We start from the raw sequence: 21,046 nt of genomic DNA, 5'->3' as shown, positions 1-21,046 counted from the left end.
CTCACCCGCTTCCGCCCGCTGGAGACCGCCGATGCCCGCCACACGCCTGCCCCTCGTCGTCACCTCCGACTCCGCCCTGCTCGACGACCTGCTGCGGCTCGCCGCCGCCGGCGGCACCAAGGTCGACGTGGCACCCGATCCGGCCGCCGCCCGCCCTCGCTACGTCATCGCGCCACTGGTGATGATCGGCGCCGACCAGCTCGACGCTTGTCTGCGGGCCCGGCTGCCCCGCCGTTCCCGGGTGGCCGTGGTGGCGCGGGGCGAAGTCTCCGATCGGGTGTGGAAGGCCGCTCACACGCACGGCGCCGACCACGTCGCCGAGCTGCCCGTCGCCGAGGGCTGGGTGATCGACCGCTTCGCCGAACTGCTCGACCAGCCGGTGGGCCGCGTGCTGGCGGTGATCGGCGGTCGCGGTGGGGCCGGCGCGAGCACCCTGGCGGCCGCGGTCGCGGCGACCGCGGCCGGTGACCGCCGCCGGTCCCTGCTGATCGACGCCGACCCGCTCGGCGGCGGGCTCGACCTCATGTTCGGCTGGGAACGCCGCGATGGGTTGCGCTGGTCGGCCCTGGCCGACGCCGACGGGCGGGTCGACCCACCGGCCCTGCTCGGCGCGTTGCCAGGCGACGGCGATCTGGTGCTGCTTTCCTTCGACCGGTCGGCCGGCCTGTCGCTGCCCGCCGAGGCGATGGCGTCGACCATCGACGCGGCCCGCCGAGCCCGGGACGTCACCGTGATCGACCTGCCGCGCCGGCTCGACGATGCTGCCGTGCTCGCCCTCGAGTGTGCCGACCAGGCGGTGCTGATCGTGCCGGCCGAGGTGCGAGCGTCGGCCGCCGCGGCCCGGGTCGTCGCGATGGTGCGTATGCATCGCCACGACCTCTCCCTGGTCGTCCGCGGGCCCTCGCCGGGCAACCTGAGAGCAGGCGACGTCGCTTCGGCGCTAAAGCTGCCCCTGGTCGGCACGCTGCGCCCCGAGCAGGCGGTCACCCACGCCGCCGAGCACGGTCTGTCGCCCGGCGCCGACGGCAAGGGTCCGCTGGCCCTGCTGTGCCGCCGGCTGCTCGACGACCTGCTGGGCGACGCCGCGGCGGTGGCGGCATGACGGCCTACGGGGGTCTCGGCAGCCGGCTCGCCGCCTCCGCCCCGGTGGTGGCCGACCGCGTGCGGCACCGGTTCGTGGTCGACGGCGAGCAGGCCACCCCGGCCGCCGTCGTGCGCGCGGTCCGCGGCGAGTCCGACGCCGCGGCGCTCGGCGACACGGCGGTGCTGCGTCTCGCCGACCGGGTGCACGACCAGCTCGTCGGCGCCGGACCGCTGGCACCTCTGCTGGCCGACCCCGAGGTGACCGATGTACTGGTCAACGGTCTCGCCGTCTGGGTCGACCGGGGCGCGGGCCTGCACCGGGCGCCGATCGTGCTGGGTGACCTCGAAGCGGTGCGCCGCCTGGCCCAGCGCCTCGCGGCCGCCTGCGGGCGGCGGCTCGACGACGGCCAGCCCTACGCGGACGCCCGGCTGCCCGACGGCACCCGCCTGCACGCCGTGCTGCCGCCGGTGGCGACCGACGGGCCCTATCTGTCGCTACGCACCTTCCGGCAGCGGCCGTTCCGCCTCGACGACCTCGTCGAGCGCGGCACCGTCCCGCCCACGGTCGCCCCCGTGCTGGCCGCGATCGTGGCGGCGCGGCTGGCCTATCTGGTCGCCGGCGGCACGGGCAGCGGCAAGACGACGCTGCTGGCCACGTTGCTCGGCCTGGTGCCGCCGACCGAGCGGATCGTGCTCGTCGAGGACGCGGCCGAGCTGCGGCCCCTGCATCCGCACGTGGTGGCCCTGCAGGCCCGCACCGCGAACGTCGAGGGGGCGGGCGCGATCGGGCTGACCGACCTGGTGCGTCAGGCGCTGCGGATGAGGCCCGATCGCCTGGTCGTGGGGGAGTGCCGGGGCGCCGAGATCGTCGATTTGCTCGGCGCGCTCAATACCGGCCACGACGGCGGGGCGGGAACGCTGCACGCGAACGCGCCCGCCGACGTGCCGGCCCGGCTCGAGGCGCTGGGCCTGCTCGGCGGCCTACCCCGGGCCGCTCTGCACGCCCAGGTGATCGCGGCGCTGCAGGTGGTGCTGCAGGTGCGGCGCACCGACCGCGGCCGGGTCCTCGAGTCGGTCAGCGTGCTGCTGCCCTCAGGCGAGGACCGGCTCGCGACCGTCGTCCCGGCCTGGCGACGGTTGCGGGGCGCCGGCCCGGGCGCGTTGGCGCTGGCGCGCCTGCTCGCGGCGCGCGGGGTGGCGGTGCCGGCGGTGCTCGACCCGCCGCGGGAGGCGTCGTGATCTGGGGGCCACTGTTGCTGATCCTGGGGGCACTGGCCCTCGCCTGGCCCGGCGGGCGACTGTGGCGGCTGCCGAAGGTACCGATCGTGGCGCTGGCGGGGCGAGCCGTCGCCCGGATGGAGCGAGCACCGCGGCAGGCGCTCGGGGCCGCCGTCGGGGGTGCGGCGTTGCTCGGCCTGCTCGGCGGGGGCCCGGTCGCCGGCATCGTCGCGGGCGCCTACGCGGCGATAGGCGGCCGGGCGCTGATGCGGCGCTCCCTCCGGCAGCGGGTGGCCGCGGAACGTGCCGCGGCGCTGGACGGTCTGGCGTCCCTCGCGGCCGATCTGCGGGCCGGCCTGCCGGCGGTGGCGCTGCCCGAGACCGAAAACCGGCTGGGACGGCTGACGGCCTCGGTGTCGCACCTCGCCGAGCGGACCGGGGCGCCGGCCGCCGATCTGGTCGAGCGCATCGAGGCCGACGCGCGGGCGGTCGATCGGGCCGGGGCGTCGGCCTCGGCCCAGGCCGCGGGGGCGCAGGCCACGTCGATGCTGCTGGCCGCGCTGCCGGTCGCGGGGATCGGGCTGGGATTCCTGATGGGAGCGAACCCCTTCGCCGTGCTGCTGCACACCCCGCTGGGAGCGGCCTGCGCCCTCGTCGCGGTGGCCCTGCAGACGGTCGGCCTGCTCTGGTCGGAACGCCTGATGAGCGGGGTGACGCGATGACCACGCGGTGTCTTCTGGCCGAGTTCCTGCGGGCCGGGCGGCCGGCCCAGCTGCCGTTGCGGGCCTGTTGCATCGCCGTCCTGCTGGCGGGGCGGGGTGGGTGTTTGTCGCGGCAACCCCCGCGGCCGGTTGTCGCTCATCGGGCCGGGTCGTCGTGACTTCGCTGCTCATGGTGGCCGCGGCCCTGGCGCTGGTGTCCTTTCCGGTCGGCCGGCGGGCGGTGCGGCGACGGCTGGACGCACCCGTGAAAGCCGCGACGGCGAGCCATCCGGGGCGCACCCGGGTCCTGCTGGCGGTGGCGGCCGGGCTGGCCGTGGCCGGGTTCCTCGGCACGTGGTGGGGTGCGGTTCTCGGTGTCGTCGCGGGCGTCGGGGCCGAGCGTTACCTGCGGCGACGCGAGCCGGCCTCGGTGCGGCAGGAGCGCCGAGCGGCCACCGCCGATCTGCCTCTGGGGGCCGACCTGCTCGCCGCAGCTCTGCGGGGTGGCGCGCCGGTCGACGGGGCGGCGGCCGCGGTCGCCGAGGCGCTCGGCGGGCCGCTCGGGACCCGGCTGGGTCGCACCGCTCGGGCACTCGCGCTGGGCGCCACATCGGCCGAGGCGTGGGCGCATCTCGCCGGCGTTCCCGGCGCCGACCGGCTGATCGCGGCGGCGGTGCGCACCAGTGCGAGCGGCGGCGCGCTGGCCGGGGCCCTCGGGCGGCTCGCCGACGACCTGCGGGCCGATCGCGCCGTCGCGGTCGAGGCGGCCGCGCAGCGGGCGGGCGTGCTGATCGTCCTACCGCTGGGGCTGTGCTTCCTGCCGGCCTTCCTGCTGGCCGGGCTCGTCCCGGTGTTGATCGCGGTGCTCGGGGACGTGCTCTGACCCGGGCCCACCGGACCGGCCGCGGGCCGGTTCTCACCACAACCGAAGGAGAACCACGTGCGCAAACTCATCGCGAACCTCGCCCGGCTGCGCGCCGAGGCAGCCGACGCCGGCATGAACACCGCCGAGTACGCCGTCGGCACGCTCGCAGCCGTCGCGTTCGCCGGGATCCTCTACAAGGTCGTGACCAGCGACGGCGTGTCCGGGGCGCTGACCGCGGTCATCGATCGGGCGCTGAAGTGAGCGGGCGCCGGTGGCCCGGCCGCGACCGGGGAGCTTTCACCGCCGAGCTGGCGGTCGGGCTGCTGGCGCTCATGGTGCTGTTCTTCGCGGGCCTGGCGATCGTGCTCGCGGTGACGGCGAAGGGGCAGTGCCTGACCGCGGCGCGCGAGGCGGCGCTGGAACAGGCGCGTGGTGGATCGGGGGTGGCGGCGGGAGAGCGGGCCGCACCGGCGGGCGCGGTGGTCGAGCTCGGTGGGGACGCCGACGTCGTGACGGCGCGGGTGCGGGTTCGGCTTCGTGTGCTGAACGCGAACCTGCCAGTGATCAGCGTGGAGGCCACGGCGACGGCGGCCCGCGAGCCGGAGCCGGTGCTGTGAGAGGGGCATGGCGCCGGGACCGGGGTACGGCGGGGGATCGGGGCGCCGTCCGGGATCGGGGTGCGGCAACGGTGCTCGTGCTGGCGTTCGGGTTGGTCCTGGCGATGGCGGGGGCGGTGGCGGCCGGGGTGTGCTCGGCGTGGGTGGGGCGGCACGCGGCGCGCAACGCGGCCGACCTGGGGGCGCTGGCGGGGGCGGCGAGGACGATCTACGGGCCGCCGATCGCCTGTGCGTGGGCCGAGCGGCTGGTCGTGGCGAACGGCGGGCGCATGACGTCGTGCGTCGTCGAGGGCCTGGAGATCGTGGTGCGGGCCGAGGTCGTCGTGCGGCCCTTGCCGGGTCTGGAGCGGCGGGCCGTTGTGGCGGCGCGGGCGGGTCCGGTCTACGCCGTCCCGGTCTGAGCGCGGCCGGGTTCGGTCCACGCCGTCCGGTCTGGGCTCGGCCGGATCCGGTCTGCGGTGCGTCTCCGCGTCTCCACGGTGCGTCTCTGCGGTGCGTCTCTGCGGTGCGTCTCCACGGGTGCGTCTCCACGGGTGCGTCTCTACGGTGCGTCGGCCTCGTTCGGGTCGGTCGTGCTGAGGGCGGTCAGGACGGTGTCGAGCACCTGGACGGCGCCCAGCTTGTGCAGCGGGTTGTTGCCGTTCCCGCACTTCGGGGACTGGACGCAGGCCGGGCAGCCCGACTCGCACGAGCAGGCCGCGATCGCCTCGCGGGTGGCTGAGAGCCAGGCCGCCGCCGTCGCGTAGGCCCGCTCGGCGAAGCCCGCGCCGCCGGGGTGGCCGTCGTAGACGAAGACCGTCGGGGCCTCGGTGTCCACGTGGTTCGCGGTCGACAGGCCGCCGATGTCCCACCGGTCGCAGGTCGCCATCAGCGGCAGCAGCCCGATCGCGGCGTGTTCGGCCGCGTGCAGGGCGCCCGGCACGTCCGGTGGTTTCACCCCGGCCGCGTCCAGAGCCTGCGGCGTGATCGTGAACCACACCGCGACCGTCCGCAGCTCGCGCACCGGCAGGTCGAGGGGCTTGGTGTCGATCACCTCGCCCGAGCCGATGCGCCGCCGCTGGTAGGAGACGACCTGGCCGGTCACCTCGACCTCACCGAGGAACAGCCCGACCGGCCCGGCCTGAACCGACGAGCGGACACCCAGCACCGATACGTCGGTGACGTCGCGGGCGTGCGTCGACCAGTCCGGCTCCTCCTGGTGCACCAGCGCGATCGCGTCGTCCAGGTCGAGGTCGTCGACCAGATAGGTCACGCCCTGGTGCAGATAGACCGCCCCGGTGTGCAGCATCACGTGCGACGACGTCTGATCGACCGTGCCCAGCAGCCGCCCGGTCGACGACTCGACCACCGAGACCGGCGCGCCCCCGGCCCCGCGCAGGTCGACGTCGGGCCGGCCGGGGTGTGTCCAGTACCACCCCGACGGCCGCCGTCGCAGCGCGCCCGAGGCCGTCAACCCCTCGACCGCCGCCCGCGCCGCGTCGCCGCCGAACATCTCCAGGTCGGCCGCCGTCAACGGCGCCTCCGAGGCCGCGCAACACAACTGCGGCCCCAACACGTACGGATTGGCCGGGTCGAGCACCGTCGCCTCGACCGGGCGCCCGAACAGCGCCGACGGGTGGTGCACCAGATAGGTGTCCAGCGGATCGTCGCGGGCGATCAGCACCGCCAGCGCCTCGCCCCCGGCCCGGCCCGCGCGCCCGGCCTGCTGCCAGAGCGATGCCCGCGTGCCCGGATATCCGCAGATCAGCACCGCGTCCAGCCCGACCAGGTCGACGCCCAGTTCGAGCGCGTTCGTCGAGGCCAGCGCCAACAGCTCGCCCGACAGCAGCGCCCGTTCGATCTTGCGGCGGTCCTCCTTGAGGTAGCCGGCGCGATAGGCCGCCACTCGGTCGCCCAGCCCCGGAACCGCCGCGTCCAGCGCCCGGCGGGTCATCGTGGCGACCACCTCGGCACCGCGCCGCGACCGGATGAAGGCCAGCGTGCGGGTGCCGGCCACCACCGAGTCGGCGAGCAGGTCGGCCGTCTCGCTCAGGGCCGACCGGCGTACCGGGGGCAGGTCGAGCGAAGGGTCCTCGGGCGGCAGCAGCGGGGGCTCCCAGAGGGCGAACGTCGTCGCGCCGCGAGGGGAGGTGTCGGTGGTCACGGCCGTCACCGGCAGGCCGGTCAGGCGCGAGGCGGCGTCGGCCGGATCGCCCGACGTGGCCGAGGCGAGCACGAAGGTCGGCGAGCCTCCGTAACGGGCGGCCAACCGGCGCAGACGGCGCAGCACGTGGGAGACGTGGGAGCCGAACACTCCGCGGTAGGCGTGACACTCGTCGATCACCACGTACGAGAGCCGGCGCAGGAAGGTCGCCCAACGTGAGTGGCCCGGCAGCAGACCGTGGTGGAGCATGTCGGGGTTGGTGAGCACCAGCCGGGAGTGCTGCCGGATCCACTCTCGTTCCTCGCGCGACGTGTCACCGTCGTATGTGGCCGGCCGCACACCGTCGAGGCTCAGCTTCGCCACGGCCCGTAACTGGTCGGCTGCCAGCGCTTTCGTCGGCGACAGATAGAGCGCCGTCGCTCGCGGGTCGTCGTGCAGCCGGGACAGCACCGGCAACTGGTAGGCCAGCGACTTGCCGGAGGCCGTACCGGTGGCGATCACGACGTGGGTGCCCTGGGCAGCCAGTGAGGCGGCCTCGGCCTGGTGTTCCCACGGTTGGGCGATGCCGTGCGCGGTCAGGGCGGCGATCACGTCCGGGGCCGCCCACGAGGGCCACGGCGCGGTACGGCCGGTGCGGGCGGGAATCTCTTCGATGTGAGTGACGGGTGACGCCGAGGTGCGGGCCCGCAACCGGTGCAGGAGCTCGGCGGGGCTGTAGGCGGTCGACGTCACGCAGAGCACTCTGACACCGGTTCGAGCCGAACCTCAAACGGGTACAGCGGTGGAGCCGGACGGCGGGCCAATACCGGGCGGTGGTTAGATTCGCTGGGGAGATCGGCCGTCGGCTGCGCCGCTGCGCGTGCGTGCCCCGCAGGGAGGAGGAGCGATGGAGCTGTCCCTTGCGACCCGGACCGTCGACGAGCACACGGTGCTCGAAGTGGGTGGTGAGGTCGACGTCTACACCGCCCCGAGGCTGCGTGAGCGCCTCGTGGAGCTGGTCGACTCAGGGGTGCGCAGCGTCGTCGTCGACCTGGGCGGTGTCGAGTTTCTCGACTCCACCGGCCTGGGTGTGCTGGTCGGCGCGATGAAGCGCCTGCGGGTGGCGAACGGCCGTTTCAGTCTCGTCTGCTCCAAGGAGTCCCTTCTCAAGATTTTCCGGATCACGGCGCTCGACCAGGTGTTCCCGATCTATCCCACGATCGAGGCGGCGACCCGGGACAGCGACGGCAGCGCGACTTCGTGATGGCGACGGTTCGGTTGTCCTTCTCGCCCGCACCTGTCCATGTCCGCACGGCGCGACTGGTCGGCGTGGCGGTGGCCCGGCGAGCCGGGGTCGCCGAGGAACTGCTGGACGAGGTCCGGCTGGCGATCGGTGAGGCGTGCACCCGGGCCGTCGCTCTGCACAACCAATACAACCTGCCCGACCTGGTGACGGTCGAAATGTCCGATTCGGACTCGTATTCGGTGCGGGTGATCGACCACGCCCCGATCGAGGCGAGCGTGGGCCTGGCCAAGTTGCCGCCCGACGAGCTGGCCGACGAGTCATTGACCGACGAGGCCCTCACGACCGGGGTGGGTTTCGCCCTTCTCGCGGGTTTTGTCGACGATCTTCAGGTGCGTCCGGTTGAGGATGGTCCGGGCACCGAGGTCCGCATGGTGTGGCCCGTTCGGCGTCGCTGACCGCCACCTGACCGTTACGCGGACAAATTCGCCAAGATATCAACCTTCGTCCATACCCCCTCATCCGCCCGCTGACACAGCGGCGAACATCACGACGACACGGCCGTTTTGAGGTGTGACCAGCACCACGTCAGGCCGCTACAGTACGCGAGTTATCAGCTACTGCTCCTGGTCCCGCGGCCGCGGGACCTGTGTCGTCTCCCCTTGGACGGGGATGCGCCCGGGTGGTCTCGTCCGCCGGTTACCGGGCGCGGTCGGTGTAGGAGGACATTGATGTCCGGGACCTCGTTAAGTGGTTCGAACGTCACGTTTGTCATCGTCGCCCTGGTCTTCGCGCTCATCGCGCTGGGCTTCGCGGCGATGTTCGTCCAGTCGGTTTTGAAAGCCGGCCGGGGCACCAAGAACATGCAGGAGATCGCCGGAGCCGTCCAAGAAGGCGCGTCGGCCTACCTGTTCCGCCAGTTCAAAACCCTCGCCATCTTCGTGGTGATCGCCGTCGTCCTGCTCTTCCTCCTGCCGGTGCACGACACCGACAACGAGGTCTGGGTCAAGATCGGCCGGTCACTGTTCTTCATCGTCGGCGCGGTGTTCAGCTCGTTCATCGGCGGCGCGGGCATGGCGCTCGCCACCCGCGCCAACCTGCGGGTGGCCGCGGCGGCGGGGGAGAACGGCGGCCGCGAGACCGCCATGGGCATCGCCTTCCGTACCGGTGGTGTGGTCGGTTTCCTCACCGTCGGCCTGGGCCTGTTCGGTGGCGCCCTGGTCGTGCTGATCTTCCGTAGCGACGCCCCGACCGTGCTCGAGGGCTTCGGCTTCGGCGCGGCGCTGCTCGCCATGTTCATGCGGGTCGGCGGTGGCATCTTCACCAAGGCCGCCGACGTCGGTGCTGACCTGGTCGGCAAGGTCGAGCAGGGCATCCCCGAGGACGACCCGCGCAACGCCGCCACCATCGCCGACAACGTGGGCGACAACGTCGGCGACTGCGCCGGCATGGCGGCCGACCTGTTCGAGTCGTACGCGGTGACCCTGGTGGCCGCTCTGATCCTGGGTCAGGTCGCGTTCGGCCAGGACGGCCTGATCTTCCCGCTGATCGTCTCGACGGTCGGTGTCGTGATCGCCATCCTCGGCGTCTTCATCACCCGGCTGCGTCCGAGCGACCGCAACGGTCTCACCGCCATCAACCGGGCGTTCTACATTTCCGCCGCGATCGCCGCGATCGCCGTCGCGATCGTCAGTTTCCTCTACCTGCCGTCCACGTTCGCCGGCTTCGAGGACGACGGCATCGCCGCCGACGTGCTCGCCAGTGGCCGTGACCCGCGCTGGATCGCGGTCGGCGCGGTCGTCATCGGCATCGTGCTGGCCGCCGCCATCCAGGCGCTGACCGGCTACTTCACCGAGACCAACCGTCGCCCGGTGCAGGACATCGGCAAGTCGTCGCAGACCGGCGCGGCCACCGTGGTCCTGGCCGGCGTCAGCGTCGGCCTCGAGTCGGCGGTCTATTCGGCGCTGCTGCTCGGCGCGGGCGTCTACGGCGCGTTCCTGCTGGGTGGATCGTCGCTCACGCTGTCGTTGTTCGCCGTCGCGCTGGCCGGCACCGGCCTGCTGACCACGGTCGGCGTCATCGTCGCGATGGACACCTTCGGCCCGATCTCCGACAACGCGCAGGGCATCGCCGAGATGTCCGGTGACGTCGACGAGAAGGGCGCGCAGATCCTCACCGAGCTCGACGCGGTCGGCAACACCACCAAGGCCATCACCAAGGGCATCGCGATCGCGACCGCCGTGCTGGCCGCGACCGCGCTGTTCGGCTCGTACACCAACAGCCTGGCCACCTCGCTCGCCGACGCCGGCATCGATGCCGGCCAGGTGGGCGACGAGATTCTCGGTCTGCTCAACATCGCGAACCCGCGCAACCTGGTCGGTCTGCTGATCGGCTCGGCCGTGGTGTTCCTCTTCTCCGGCCTGGCCATCAACGCCGTCTCCCGTTCGGCGGGCGCGGTCGTCATGGAGGTCCGCCGCCAGTTCCGCGAGTTCCCCGGCATCATGGACCGCACCCAGCGGCCCGAGTACGGCCGGGTGGTCGACATCTGCACCCGGGACGCGCAGCGCGAGTTGCTCACCCCCGGTCTGCTGGCCATCCTGGCGCCGATCGCGGTCGGCTTCGGTCTCGGCGCCGGCGCGCTCGCGTCCTACCTGGCCGGTGCGATCGGCACCGGCACGCTGATGGCGGTCTTCCTGTCCAACTCCGGTGGGGCCTGGGACAACGCCAAGAAGCTGGTCGAGGACGGCAACTTCGGTGGCAAGGGCTCCGAGGCGCACGAAGCCACGATCATCGGCGACACCGTCGGTGACCCGTTCAAGGACACCGCGGGCCCGGCCATCAACCCGCTGCTCAAGGTGATGAACCTGGTCTCGCTGCTGATCGCCCCGGCCGTCGTGGCCTGGAGCATCGGCGACGAGCAGAACAACGCACTGCGCATCACCATCGCGATCGTCGCCGCGGCGATCGTGGCCGGTGCGGTGGTGTGGAGCAAGCGCAAGCCGATCTCGATGGGCGACGACACCCCCTCGGGCGCGGCCGGCAACTCCACCCCGACCGCGAAGGTCACCGCCTGACGCTCCGGCGCCGGGCTGAAACGGGGCACCCGAGCACCCCTCGGGTGCCCCGCACCATAGATGTGGCCCGTACGCTGCTTCCCATGCGCCCGGCCCGTCCCCTCGCATTGCTCGTTCTTCTCGCGCTCTCCGCACTCCTCGCCGCCTGTTCCGGTTCGCACAGCCCGCGAGCCTGGGCCACGGCGGTCTGCACCACTCTGGAGCCCTGGCGCAGCGAGATCGGCTCCCTCACCACCCGCACCCAGCAGCAGATGGAATCGGCGACGACCCCGGGTCAGGCCAAAGAGAATCTGATGCGCCTCTTCGGCGGCGCCGAGGCCGCGAGCGAGCGTGCCCGGGCCGGGGTGGCCAAGGCCGGCGTGCCCGACGTGGAAAACGGTCAGGAGATCGCCGACGGCTTCGCGGGCTCGCTGGCCGCCACGCGCGACGCATACGCCCGGGCCAAGACCGGCATCGAGGCTCTGCAGACGGCCCCGGCCGAGACTTTCTATCAGAAGGTGACCGAGGTCGTCGGGCGTCTGCAGACCGACTATCAGGCGAGCAGCCTCGACACCAGCAAGCTCAACTCGGTCGAGCTCAAGGCCGCCTTCGACGAAGTGCCCGAGTGCCGGTGAGATGACCGAGACGGGGTGGCCCCTGATCCCGCGCGAGGTGCTGCCCGCGCCGGTCGAGGCTGCCAAAAGGCCCGTTCTTCCGCGGCCCGTCCCCCCGCACGACGCCGGTCGTCAGCTCCCGTTCTTCGGTGCCGAGACGACCGAACCATCTCCCGCCGATCTTGCCGGCCTGCTCGCCGGTCCGGGCCGGCTCGGGCGCATGGGAGGGACCGCCCGCGTCTCGGTCCTGGTCTCCGGCGCCTGGCGGGTTCATGTCCTGGTCGCCGAGCTGGTCGCCCGTGGTCTGGTGGCCCATTGGCGGCCGGCCGACCCCGAGGGCGTACGGGGTGACGACCGCGACGAAACGCCGGAATTGTCCGCTCCCGAGGATGAAAGGCCCGGAACGCCCGAACCCCGATTCGAGGTGCTCACGGCGTACTCCCGGAGGTTGAATGGTCTCGCCGAGGCCTGGCCCCGGGCCGCCGCGCAACTCTTCCTCAGCGGCCCCCGCCTGCGCCTCTGGGTTGCGGCCGCCGGCGATCCCGTCCCGGGCGGCTACGCGCTCGGCCTCGACCCGGCCAAAGATGTGACGGAGATCGACGGGGCGCTGGTCCGGGCCGGTCTCGCGGGCCGCCTGTCGGATGACGGACGCCGATATTCGATCATGGGTAGAAGGCGGGTGACGCGCCTCGCTGAGCTGGTCGGAGAGCGTCCCCTCGCAGCCCCGGCCCAGCTCTGGCCGGGCGGCGCGAGTGCGTGATCTTCCTGGATTGTGTGCGACACGACAGCATGTTCGCGGTGTACGGTGTCGCCGTCGGAGGCATACGGTGGCCGGACCGTTACCATCCGACTCCGGGGCTCCCCGGGAATGTGGCGACGTCCGGCGCGTTACGTTGAAAGTCTGTGCCCCGCCGGGCCGGATGGCGAGACGCTAAGAATGCGAAGTTTGGGAGTGCCGTGCCGAGTGAAGCCAGGACGACCCGTCTGGTCATCGTCGAGTCCCCCTCGAAGGCCAAGACGATCGCCGGTTATCTGGGCCCCGACTACCTGGTCGAGGCCTCCATCGGTCATGTCCGCGACCTGCCGAAGAACGCCGACGAGGTGCCCGAGCAGTACAAGGGCGAGCCGTGGGCGCGGCTGGGTGTCGACGTCGACAACGGCTTCCACCCTCTCTATGTGATCTCGGCTGACCGCAAGCAACAGATCGCCAAGCTCAAGAAGCTGGCCCGCGAGGTCGACGAGGTCTTCCTCGCCACCGATGAGGACCGCGAGGGCGAGGCGATCGCCTGGCACCTGCTCGAGACGATCAAGCCCAAGGTCCCGGTCCACCGCATGGTCTTCCACGAGATCACCCGGCCCGCGATCCAGGCCGCCGTGGCCAACCCGCGCCAGATCGACCAGAACCTCGTCGACGCCCAGGAAGCCCGCCGCATCCTCGACCGCCTCTACGGCTACGAGGTCAGCCCGGTGCTCTGGAAGAAGGTCATGCCGAAGCTCTCGGCCGGCCGCGTCCAGTCCGTGGCGACCCGCATCGTGGTCGAGCGTGAGCGCCAGCGCATGGCGTTCCGCACGGCCGAATACTGGGACATCAACGCCCTGCTGGCCGTTCAGGGCCAGATCGAAGGCCCGCGGCAGTTCAACGCCACGCTGATCGCGCTGAACGGCGACCGCATCGCGACCGGCAAGGACTTCGAGCCCACCACCGGCCGTCTCAAGCCGGGCGCCGCCGTCGTGCAGCTCGACGAGGGCGGCGCGCGCGGACTGGCCGCCCGCCTCGAAGGCCAGAACTTCACCGTCACGCGGGTCGAGGAGAAGCCGTACCGCCGCCGGCCGTACGCGCCCTTCATCACCTCGACGCTGCAGCAGGAGGCGGCTCGCAAGCTGCGCATGTCGTCCGCCCAGGCGATGCGCACGGCCCAGCGCCTCTACGAGAACGGCTACATCACCTATATGCGGACCGACTCGGTCAACCTGTCGGAGACGGCCATCGCGGCCGCCCGCCGGCAGATCGCCGAGCTCTACGGCGAGCGCAGCGTCCCGCCGGAGCCGCGCCGCTACACCGGCAAGGTCAAGAACGCGCAGGAGGCGCACGAGGCGATCCGGCCCGCCGGTGACTCGTTCCGCACGCCCGCCGAGGTGGCCAACGAGCTGTCCGGCGACGAGTTCCGCCTCTACGAGCTCATCTGGCGGCGTACGGTCGCCTCGCAGATGACCGACGCGGTCGGCAACTCGATCTCCGTACGCATCCGGGCCGTCTCCTCCGCCCAGGAGGAGGCCGACTTCGGCGCCACCGGTAAGACGATCACCGACCCGGGCTTCCTGCGGGCCTACGTCGAGTCGTCCGACGACGAGAACGCCGAGGCCGAGGACGCCGAGCGGCGCCTGCCCAACCTGGTCAAGGACCAGCCGCTGACCGCCGACGAGCTGGCCGCCGCGGGTCACCACACCAGCCCGCCGGCCCGCTACACCGAGGCCTCGCTGGTCAAGGCGATGGAAGAGCTCGGCATCGGCCGCCCCTCGACGTACGCGTCGATCATGCAGACGATCCAGGACCGTGGCTACGTCGAGAAGCGCGGACAGGCGCTGATCCCGACGTTCATCGCGTTCGCCGTGGTCAACCTCATGGAGACGCATTACCCGCGCCTGGTCGATTACGGCTTCACCGCCGCGATGGAGAACGACCTCGACGGCATCGCCGGGGGCGACCACGCCTCGCTCGACTTCCTCACCTCCTTCTACTTCGGCAGCCAGACCGCCGGGGCCGACGATGTGATCGCCAGGTCCGGTGGCCTGCGCAAGATGGTCACCGAGAACCTCACCGCGATCGACGCCCGCCTGATCAACTCGATCCCGCTCTTCGACGACGAGCAGGGGCGCCACATCGTGGTGCGGGTCGGCCGTTACGGGCCCTACCTGCAGCGTCAGGATCCCGGAGCGACCGAGGAACAGACGAACGACCCGAGCAACCGGGTCTCGATCCCCGAGGGGGTCGCGCCCGACGAGCTCACCCCCGAGAAGGTCGAGGAGCTCTTCCTCGGCGGCGGTGGCGAACGCAGCCTCGGCGACGACCCGGCGACCAACGAGCCCGTGCTGCTCAAGTCCGGCCGCTTCGGGCCGTACGTGCAGAGCGGCGAACGACGTGGGTCACTGTTCAGCTCACAGTCGCCGAGCACCCTCACCCTCGAGCAGGCGATCAAGCTGCTCTCGCTGCCCCGGCTGGTCGGCAAGGACCCCGAGGGCAACGAGATCATCGCGAAGAACGGCCGGTACGGGCCGTATGTTCAGCGCGGCACCGACTCGCGTTCTCTCGCGAGTGAAGATCAGCTCTTCACGGTCACCCTGGACGAGGCGCTCGCCCTGCTGGCCGCGCCGAAGACCCGGGGCCGGGCCGCGGCCAAGCCGCCGCTGCGCGAGATGGGTCCCGACCCGGTGACCGAGAAGCCGATGGTCATCAAGGACGGCCGTTTCGGCCCCTACGTGACCGACGGCGAGTTCAACGCCTCGCTGCGCCGCGACCAGACGCCCGAGGAGCTCACCATCGAGCAGGCCTCGGAGATGCTGGCCGAGAAGCGGGCCAAGGGCCCCGCGCCCAAGAAGCGGACGGCCAAGAAGGCTCCGGCCAAGGCCGCCGCCGACAAGGCGCCCGCGAAGAAGGCCGCCGCCAAGAAGGCGACTCCCGCCAAGAAGACCGCGGCCAAGAAGGCGACGCCGGCCAAGAAGGCGCCCGCCAAGAAGGCCGCGCCGGCGAAGGCCGCGGCGAGCGCGGAGTAATCAGACGCCGAGCACCCGGTCCAGGTATTCGTTGGTGAAGACCCGGGCCGGGTCGAGGCGGTCGCGCACGGCCACGAAGTCGTCGAACTTCGGATAGGCGGGGCGCAGGTCCTCGGCCGTACGGTAGTGCAGTTTGCCCCAGTGAGGACGCCCGCCGAGAGGTTGGCAGAGCGCCTCGAAGGCCTGGAAGTAGGGCTCGTGAGGCGCGCCGGTGAACTGATGCACCGCCACGTACGCCGACTCGCGGCCGTAGCCGTGCGAGAGCCAGACGTCGTCCGGGCCGGTGAACCGCACCTCGACCGGGAACTGGACCTTGAACGGCAGCGCGTCGATGATCCGGGGCAGCGCGTCGAGCACCTCGGGCAGGGCCGCGCGCGGGATCTCGTACTCCATCTCGGTGAAGTGCACTCGCCGCGGCGTGCAGAAGACCAGATCCGAGCGCGAAGTGTAGGTGCGGGCCGTGAGCGCCCGGGCCGCGATCGACTGCACCGTCGGCACGATGGCCGGCATCCGGCGGCCGAGCCGGCAGACGCCCTGCCAGACGGTGTTGGCCAGGAACTCGTCGTCCATCCAGCCGCGGAACGCCGACAGCGGGCTGTGGCTCTCGGCCACCTTGTTGTTGCGCTTGAGCTGCGCCCGATCCGTGTACGGGTACCAGTAGAACTCGACGTGCTCGTTGCTCGGGATCCACTCGTCCAGACCGGCCAGCACGTCGGCCAGCGCCATCGGCCGCTCGTCGGCCAGCAGCGTGAACGCCGGCACGCAACGCAGCGTCACCTCGACGAGGATGCCCAGCGCGCCGATGCCGAGTTGCGCGGCCGGGAAGATCTCGTCACCGCTGGCCAGGCTCAGAACCTCGCCGTTCCCGGTGACGATCTTGACGGCTTCGACGCAGGAGGCCAACGTCGTATGCGTCGCGCCCGTGCCATGCGTACCCGTCGAAATCGCGCCGGCCACCGTCTGCGCGTCGATGTCGCCCAGGTTGGGCATCGCCAGACCGTGCCGGACCAACGTCTCGTTGAGCTTCCACAGCGGCATCCCGGCCTGCACCGTCACCAGCGGGCCGTCGACCGCGATGAGGTCGGTCATCCGGTCGAGCAGCATCCGCTGGTCGTCGGCGACGGCGATCGCGGTGAAGGAGTGGCCGCTGCCCACCACCTTGACCCGGCGTCCGGTTCCCGACGCCTCCTTGACCTGAGCCGCCACCTCGTCGACAGTGCCAGGAGTCAGGACGTCGAGGGCGAGTGACTGCTGGTTGCCGCCCCAGTTGATCCAGCGTCGGGCGTTGCGCGGGGTCGTCATTTAGGCCCTTGTCCTCCGTACGAGCGGACAGTCGCACAAAACCGGGAATGCCGAGCACCTCGCGCGTCCCGTCGATGCGTCTCGCTCGTTGATCCGAGTAACGTTCCGATTATCACTGCTGAGAGGGAGTGGCGACGCGTGTCGACACCAACCGTCACCACCGGGCCACTGCGCCGTGTTCCGGTGCAGGGCAGAAGCGTTGCCCGGGTCCAGCGCATGCTCGACGCCTGCGCCGAGCTTGTCGACGAGGTCGGCTATGAGGGCCTGACCACGACACTTCTGGCCGAGCGGGCCGAGGTGGCCATCGGCTCGGTCTACCAGTTCTTCCCCGACAAGCGGGCGATCGTCCAGGCGCTCGCGATGCGCAACATGGACGCCTACCTGCAAGGGCTGTCCGACCGCTTCGGCAGCGAGACGTTCGCCCACTGGTGGGACGGCGTCGACGCCGCGATCGACATCTTCATCCAGATGCACCGTACGGTCGCCGGCTTCCGCACTCTGCACTTCGGCGACGTCGTCGACGTGCACTTGCTCGACGTCGAGCGCGACAACAACGCGGTCATCGCCGAGCGCCTCGCGGGGCTGCTGGTCGACCAGTTCCAGCTCATCGACCGGGCGCGGCTGCGGTTCTCGCTCGAGATCTCGGTCGAGGCGGCCGACGCGCTGATCAAGCTGGCGTTCCGGCGCGACCAGGGTGGCGACGAGGCCGTGCTGACCGAGGCGAAAGCCCTGATCCGCGAATACCTGCACCGCCACGTGACCGCCTGAGTCACCCCAGGAAGGCATGGCCCTCACCGCGGTAGGTCGGGGCCGGCGTCGCTGACTCGCCGTCGACCAGTTGAAGCTCGTTGACGTGTTCGCAAAGCTCGCCGGCCTTGGCGTGACGGAACCAGACCCGGTCGCCGGGACGCAGCGTGTCGGCCACCTCGCCGAGCAACGGCGTCTGCACCTCCCCCGGCCCCTCGTCCGGCTTGAACTTCAGGCCGGACGGCAGGTAGGGGGTCGGCTGCCGGGACGTCTCGGCCGGTCCCGAGGCGATCCAGCCGCCGCCGAGCACGGTGGCGATCCGCGGCGCCGGGCGGCGCACGACGCTGAGCGCGAAGAACGCGGACGGGGTCGGGCGCCACGCGGAGTAGGCGTCGAACAGCGTCGGTCCGTAGAGGCCGGAGCCCGCGGTGACCTCGGTGACGACCGGGTCGGCGCCGGTCGCGGCCACGCTGCCGGTGCCGCCGGCGTTGACGAATTCGAGGTCGGCGAGCTCGCGGACGGCCGCGACCGCCGCGCCGCGCCGCCGCACGATCTCGGGGAACGAACGGCCCTGCATGAAGCGGATCGCCCGGCCGCGCAAGGCCTGGCCGGGCGGCAGGTCACCGAGCCCGGCGATCTGCGCCTCGTAGGACATCATTCCCACCAGCCGGAAGCCGGGCCGCGCGACGATCCGGCGAGCCAGCGCGGCGGCCTGACCCGCGGAGTGCACCGGCGAACGTCGTACGCCCAGATGCATGGCACCCGCCGGACGCCATGACGAGTCGAGATCCAGACAGAGCCGTACGACCGGACGGTCACCCGGAGGGGTCACCTGATCGACCAGATCGAGGTGCGCCGAGTGGTCCACCATGATCGAGATGGCTGCGGCGAGCTTGGGATCGGTGGACAGCTCGCGCAGTGCGGCGCGATCAACCGAGGGGTACGCCACCAGCACGTCATCGGTGACGCCGGAGCGCACGAGCCAGATCGCCTCGGGCAACGTGTACGCCATCACGCCGTGCCAACCGGGGCGGGCGAGAACGCGTTCGAGCAGCGTGCGGCACCGCACCGACTTGCTGGCCACCCGCAGGGGCTTGCCACCGGAGCGGGCCGCGAGCTGATCGGCGTTGTCGTCGAAGGCCGCGAGGTCGACGGCCGCGACGGGCGTCTCGAGGTGGGCGGTGGCCCGATCGAGCCGCTCCTTCAACACTGTGCGGTCGGTCACGCCAGCACCGTAACGCCGTTACGAGGAATGCGAAAGCTCTTCACTTCTTCGATACCCGAACGTGGGTAAACGGGCGCCTGCGCGCCGCCCGATAGAGTGCACCCTGCGGGGATCACGGAAGGTAAGACGACCATCGACACCGAAAAGCGGGAAACCGGCCCGGTAGACCTATCGGGCGCGGCGGCGCTGCGCTCCGTGCTGCGCATCCGGCCGTTCCGCCGTCTCTGGCTCGTCCTGGGGCTCGCCTCGTTCGGCGACTGGATCGGCCTGCTGGCCACCGGCATCTTCGCCGCCGCCCAGTTCCAGAGCAGCGCCGGTCAGGGCGCCGCGTTCGGTGGCACCATCGCCGTCCGCCTGCTGCCCGCCCTGCTGCTCGGCCCGATCGCCGGGGTGTTCGCCGACCGGTTCGACCGTCGCTACACGATGGTCATCACCGACCTGATCAGGTTCGTCTTCTACGGCTCGATCCCGCTCGTTCCGCTGTTCGGCGGTTCCCCGGCCGTCACCGTGGCCTGGGCGACGATCGCCACGTTCATCGGCGAGACGATCACGCTGATCTGGATCCCGGCCAAGGAAGCCGCGGTCCCCAACCTCATCCCGAAATCGCGGATCGAGGTCTCCAACCAGCTCACGCTCGTCACCACCTACGGCATCACGCCGATCCTCGCCGCGCTCGCGCTGTCGGCCCTCACCGCGGGCATCCAGCAGTCAGGCGCGTCCCTGCCCGACTGGGCGCAGCCCGTGCAGATCGCGCTCTATCTCAACGCGGTCGCCCGGCTGGTCACGGCGATCACCGTCTTCTTCGGCATCAAAGAGATCGGCGGTAAGAGCGAGCAGCGGCAACAGGCCGCCCAGCAGAGCATGACCCGCCAGTTCCTCGACGGCTGGAAATACATCGGCACCACCCCCCTCGTACGGGGCCTGGTGCTGGGCATCTTCGGCGCCTTCGCGGCCGGCGGCGTCGTGATCGGCGCGGCCAAGACGTTCGCCACCTCGCTCGGCGCCGGTGAAGCCGCGTTCTACCTGCTCTTCGGCACGATCTTCATGGGCCTGGCGCTCGGCATCGGACTCGGCCCGATGATCATCCGCGATCTGTCCCGGCGCCGCTGGTTCGGCATGAGCATCGTGCTGGCCAGCGGGTCGGTCATGTTCCTGGGCGTGGCCTTCCACCTCTCGATGGCGCTGGTCGGCGCGCTGCTGGTCGGTGCGGGCGCGGGCATGGCGTTCCTGGCCGGCACCACGCTGCTCTACGGCGAGGTCGACGACGCCGTACGCGGCCGGGTCTTCGCCGTCGTCCAGATCGGCGTACGGATGGTGCTGCTGCTCGCCATCACGATCTCCGGCTTCCTCGTCGGCCTCGGCAGCTCTCGCCGCGTCGACCTCGGCGCGGTCAGCTTCGACGTCTCCTCGACCCGCGTGCTGCTGCTGGTCGCCGGCGCGATCGGCGTCTTCGTCGGCATCGGTTCGTTCCGCCAGATGGACGACAAGCGCGGCGTGCCGGTGCTGGCCGACCTGTGGGGCTCGATCCGGGGACGGCCGCTGTCGCCGGTCGAGCAATTCGTGCGCAGCGGCGTCTTCGTCGTCTTCGAAGGCGGCGAGGGCGCGGGCAAGTCGACCCAGGTGCAGCGTCTCGCATCGGTGCTGCAATCGCAGGGACGCGACGTGGTGGTCACCCGCGAGCCCGGCGCCACCGATGTCGGCGCCCGCATCCGACGCCTCGTCCTCGACAAGAGCGAGACGCCGTCGGCCCGGGCCGAGGCCCTTCTGTACGCCGCCGACCGCGCGCATCACGTCGCCACGGTGGTCCGCCCGGCGCTGGCCCGCGGTGCGGTCGTGATCAGCGACAGATATGTGGACTCGTCACTGGCCTACCAGGGCGCCGGGCGCACACTGCCGGTCTCCGAGATCTCCTGGCTGTCGTCGTGGGCCACCGGTGGCCTCAAGCCCGACCTGGTGGTGCTGCTCGACGTCGACCCCGGCGTGGGCCTGAACCGGGTCGACTCGCGCGGCGAGGGCGCCGACCGGCTCGAGAGCGAATCGCGCGCCTTCCACGAACGGGTGCGCTACGCCTTCCTCGACCTGGCCGCGGCCGACCCGAAGCGTTACCTGGTGCTCGACGCGGCCCGGCCGGTCGACGAGATCGCGACCGCCGTGGGCGACCGGCTCACCACCCTGCTGGCCACGAGCGAGCCGACCCATCCGGCGCCCGCGTCGACCTCGGTTCCGCCCGGCCCTGACTTCGAAGCCCCCGATCTGGTGGCCACCCCTGCGCGCGCCGACCGCACCCCTGACGGCGACAGTCAGGAGCCTCCGCTCGACGAGATGGCAGAGCTGCTCGGCGTCAACGACGACGAGTCCCCGGACGGCCCCAGCCACGTCAGTCGTCGCTGAGCCGGCCGGGCCACATAGTCGCGGCCGGCGGGGTGAGCTGGGCCGCAGTCGCGGCCTTGGCCGGGGTGAGCTGGGCGCCGCAGTCGCGGCCTCG

18 protein-coding genes are annotated in these 21,046 nt (G+C 71.7%); 15 read left to right on the top strand and 3 right to left on the bottom strand.

The window, feature by feature from the left end; all coding sequences use genetic code 11:
- Positions 1–31: 31 nt before the first annotated feature.
- The 7 genes from ssd (at position 32) to EER30_RS10420 (ending at position 4,885) form a co-directional block, all read left to right on the top strand.
- Complete coding sequence (gene ssd / locus EER30_RS10450) at positions 32–1,102, top strand: septum site-determining protein Ssd (RefSeq protein WP_127500116.1); 1,071 nt, start codon at positions 32–34, stop codon at positions 1,100–1,102.
- Positions 1,099–2,322, top strand: coding sequence for a TadA family conjugal transfer-associated ATPase (locus EER30_RS10445; protein WP_127500115.1), 1,224 nt, complete (start codon positions 1,099–1,101; stop codon positions 2,320–2,322). The genes ssd and EER30_RS10445 overlap by 4 nt, the downstream gene beginning before the upstream one ends.
- Positions 2,319–3,023: a type II secretion system F family protein gene (locus tag EER30_RS10440; protein ID WP_240669927.1), complete on the top strand. Its 705-nt coding sequence runs from the start codon at positions 2,319–2,321 to the stop codon at positions 3,021–3,023. Before EER30_RS10445 ends, EER30_RS10440 begins: the two co-directional genes overlap by 4 nt.
- 169 nt (positions 3,024–3,192) lie before the next feature.
- On the top strand, positions 3,193–3,885 hold the full coding sequence (locus EER30_RS10435; RefSeq protein WP_127500277.1) for a type II secretion system F family protein: 693 nt from the start codon (positions 3,193–3,195) through the stop codon (positions 3,883–3,885).
- Positions 3,886–3,999: 114 nt separating this feature from the next.
- Positions 4,000–4,128, top strand: a complete 129-nt coding sequence (locus EER30_RS10430) for a DUF4244 domain-containing protein (protein WP_432417529.1) — start codon at positions 4,000–4,002, stop codon at positions 4,126–4,128.
- Entirely contained in the window at positions 4,125–4,484 is a 360-nt protein-coding gene (locus tag EER30_RS10425) for a TadE family type IV pilus minor pilin (RefSeq protein ID WP_127500113.1), read from the top strand. Before EER30_RS10430 ends, EER30_RS10425 begins: the two co-directional genes overlap by 4 nt.
- Positions 4,481–4,885: an Rv3654c family TadE-like protein gene (locus EER30_RS10420; RefSeq protein WP_127500112.1), complete on the top strand. Its 405-nt coding sequence runs from the start codon at positions 4,481–4,483 to the stop codon at positions 4,883–4,885. The genes EER30_RS10425 and EER30_RS10420 overlap by 4 nt, the downstream gene beginning before the upstream one ends.
- A 140-nt stretch (positions 4,886–5,025) precedes the next feature.
- On the opposite strand, the gene EER30_RS10415 is transcribed toward EER30_RS10420, so the two are convergent.
- Positions 5,026–7,368, bottom strand: a complete 2,343-nt coding sequence (locus EER30_RS10415; RefSeq protein WP_127500111.1) for a DEAD/DEAH box helicase — start codon at positions 7,366–7,368, stop codon at positions 5,026–5,028.
- 145 nt (positions 7,369–7,513) lie between these two features.
- Here EER30_RS10415 and EER30_RS10410 point away from each other — a divergent pair, with 145 nt between their 5' ends.
- The 6 genes from EER30_RS10410 to topA all read left to right on the top strand — a co-directional run bounded on the left by EER30_RS10410 (position 7,514) and on the right by topA (position 15,287).
- On the top strand, positions 7,514–7,870 hold the full coding sequence (locus EER30_RS10410) for an STAS domain-containing protein (protein ID WP_127500110.1): 357 nt from the start codon (positions 7,514–7,516) through the stop codon (positions 7,868–7,870).
- Complete coding sequence (locus tag EER30_RS10405; protein ID WP_127500109.1) at positions 7,867–8,307, top strand: ATP-binding protein; 441 nt, start codon at positions 7,867–7,869, stop codon at positions 8,305–8,307. Before EER30_RS10410 ends, EER30_RS10405 begins: the two co-directional genes overlap by 4 nt.
- Positions 8,308–8,580: 273 nt before the next feature.
- Entirely contained in the window at positions 8,581–10,923 is a 2,343-nt protein-coding gene (locus EER30_RS10400) for a sodium-translocating pyrophosphatase (protein WP_127500108.1), read from the top strand.
- Positions 10,924–11,006: 83 nt separating this feature from the next.
- Complete coding sequence (locus EER30_RS10395; protein ID WP_127500107.1) at positions 11,007–11,537, top strand: hypothetical protein; 531 nt, start codon at positions 11,007–11,009, stop codon at positions 11,535–11,537.
- A 1-nt stretch (position 11,538) separates the two neighbouring features.
- A complete protein-coding gene (locus tag EER30_RS10390; RefSeq protein ID WP_127500106.1) occupies positions 11,539–12,276 on the top strand; it encodes a hypothetical protein in 738 nt (245 codons plus the stop codon).
- 197 nt (positions 12,277–12,473) lie between these two features.
- Positions 12,474–15,287, top strand: coding sequence for a type I DNA topoisomerase (topA, locus tag EER30_RS10385; protein ID WP_127500105.1), 2,814 nt, complete (start codon positions 12,474–12,476; stop codon positions 15,285–15,287).
- Here the strand turns inward: topA and EER30_RS10380 are convergent, their stop codons facing one another.
- On the bottom strand, positions 15,288–16,589 hold the full coding sequence (locus EER30_RS10380; protein WP_127500104.1) for a D-arabinono-1,4-lactone oxidase: 1,302 nt from the start codon (positions 16,587–16,589) through the stop codon (positions 15,288–15,290).
- Between the two features lie 138 nt (positions 16,590–16,727).
- On the opposite strand from EER30_RS10380, the gene EER30_RS10375 reads away from it, so the two are divergent.
- The gene (locus EER30_RS10375) at positions 16,728–17,357 is read left to right on the top strand and encodes a TetR/AcrR family transcriptional regulator (protein WP_127500103.1); all 630 of its coding nucleotides are present in this window, start codon (positions 16,728–16,730) and stop codon (positions 17,355–17,357) included.
- Position 17,358: 1 nt separating this feature from the next.
- Here the strand turns inward: EER30_RS10375 and EER30_RS10370 are convergent, their stop codons facing one another.
- Positions 17,359–18,561: an amino acid deaminase/aldolase gene (locus EER30_RS10370; RefSeq protein WP_127500102.1), complete on the bottom strand. Its 1,203-nt coding sequence runs from the start codon at positions 18,559–18,561 to the stop codon at positions 17,359–17,361.
- A 204-nt stretch (positions 18,562–18,765) separates the two neighbouring features.
- On the opposite strand from EER30_RS10370, the gene tmk reads away from it, so the two are divergent.
- Positions 18,766–20,952 (top strand): dTMP kinase, encoded by a 2,187-nt coding sequence (tmk, locus tag EER30_RS10365; protein WP_164842278.1) that lies wholly within the window; start codon positions 18,766–18,768, stop codon positions 20,950–20,952.
- The last annotated feature ends 94 nt before the right edge of the window (positions 20,953–21,046 follow it).

It is taken from the genome of Actinoplanes solisilvae, from assembly GCF_003999975.1.
Lineage (GTDB): Bacteria > Actinomycetota > Actinomycetes > Mycobacteriales > Micromonosporaceae > Actinoplanes > Actinoplanes solisilvae.
This window is presented reverse-complemented; position numbering and strand designations above follow the sequence as displayed.

Coding starts and splice junctions, on each gene's coding strand:
- ssd (WP_127500116.1), top strand. CDS start 32: ATGCCCGCCACACGCCTGCCCCTCGTCGTCACCTCCGACTCCGCCCTG.
- EER30_RS10445 (WP_127500115.1), top strand. CDS start 1,099: ATGACGGCCTACGGGGGTCTCGGCAGCCGGCTCGCCGCCTCCGCCCCG.
- EER30_RS10435 (WP_127500277.1), top strand. CDS start 3,193: ATGGTGGCCGCGGCCCTGGCGCTGGTGTCCTTTCCGGTCGGCCGGCGG.
- EER30_RS10430 (WP_432417529.1), top strand. CDS start 4,000: ATGAACACCGCCGAGTACGCCGTCGGCACGCTCGCAGCCGTCGCGTTC.
- EER30_RS10410 (WP_127500110.1), top strand. CDS start 7,514: ATGGAGCTGTCCCTTGCGACCCGGACCGTCGACGAGCACACGGTGCTC.
- EER30_RS10400 (WP_127500108.1), top strand. CDS start 8,581: ATGTCCGGGACCTCGTTAAGTGGTTCGAACGTCACGTTTGTCATCGTC.
- EER30_RS10395 (WP_127500107.1), top strand. CDS start 11,007: ATGCGCCCGGCCCGTCCCCTCGCATTGCTCGTTCTTCTCGCGCTCTCC.
- EER30_RS10390 (WP_127500106.1), top strand. CDS start 11,539: ATGACCGAGACGGGGTGGCCCCTGATCCCGCGCGAGGTGCTGCCCGCG.
- EER30_RS10380 (WP_127500104.1), bottom strand. CDS start 16,589: ATGACGACCCCGCGCAACGCCCGACGCTGGATCAACTGGGGCGGCAAC.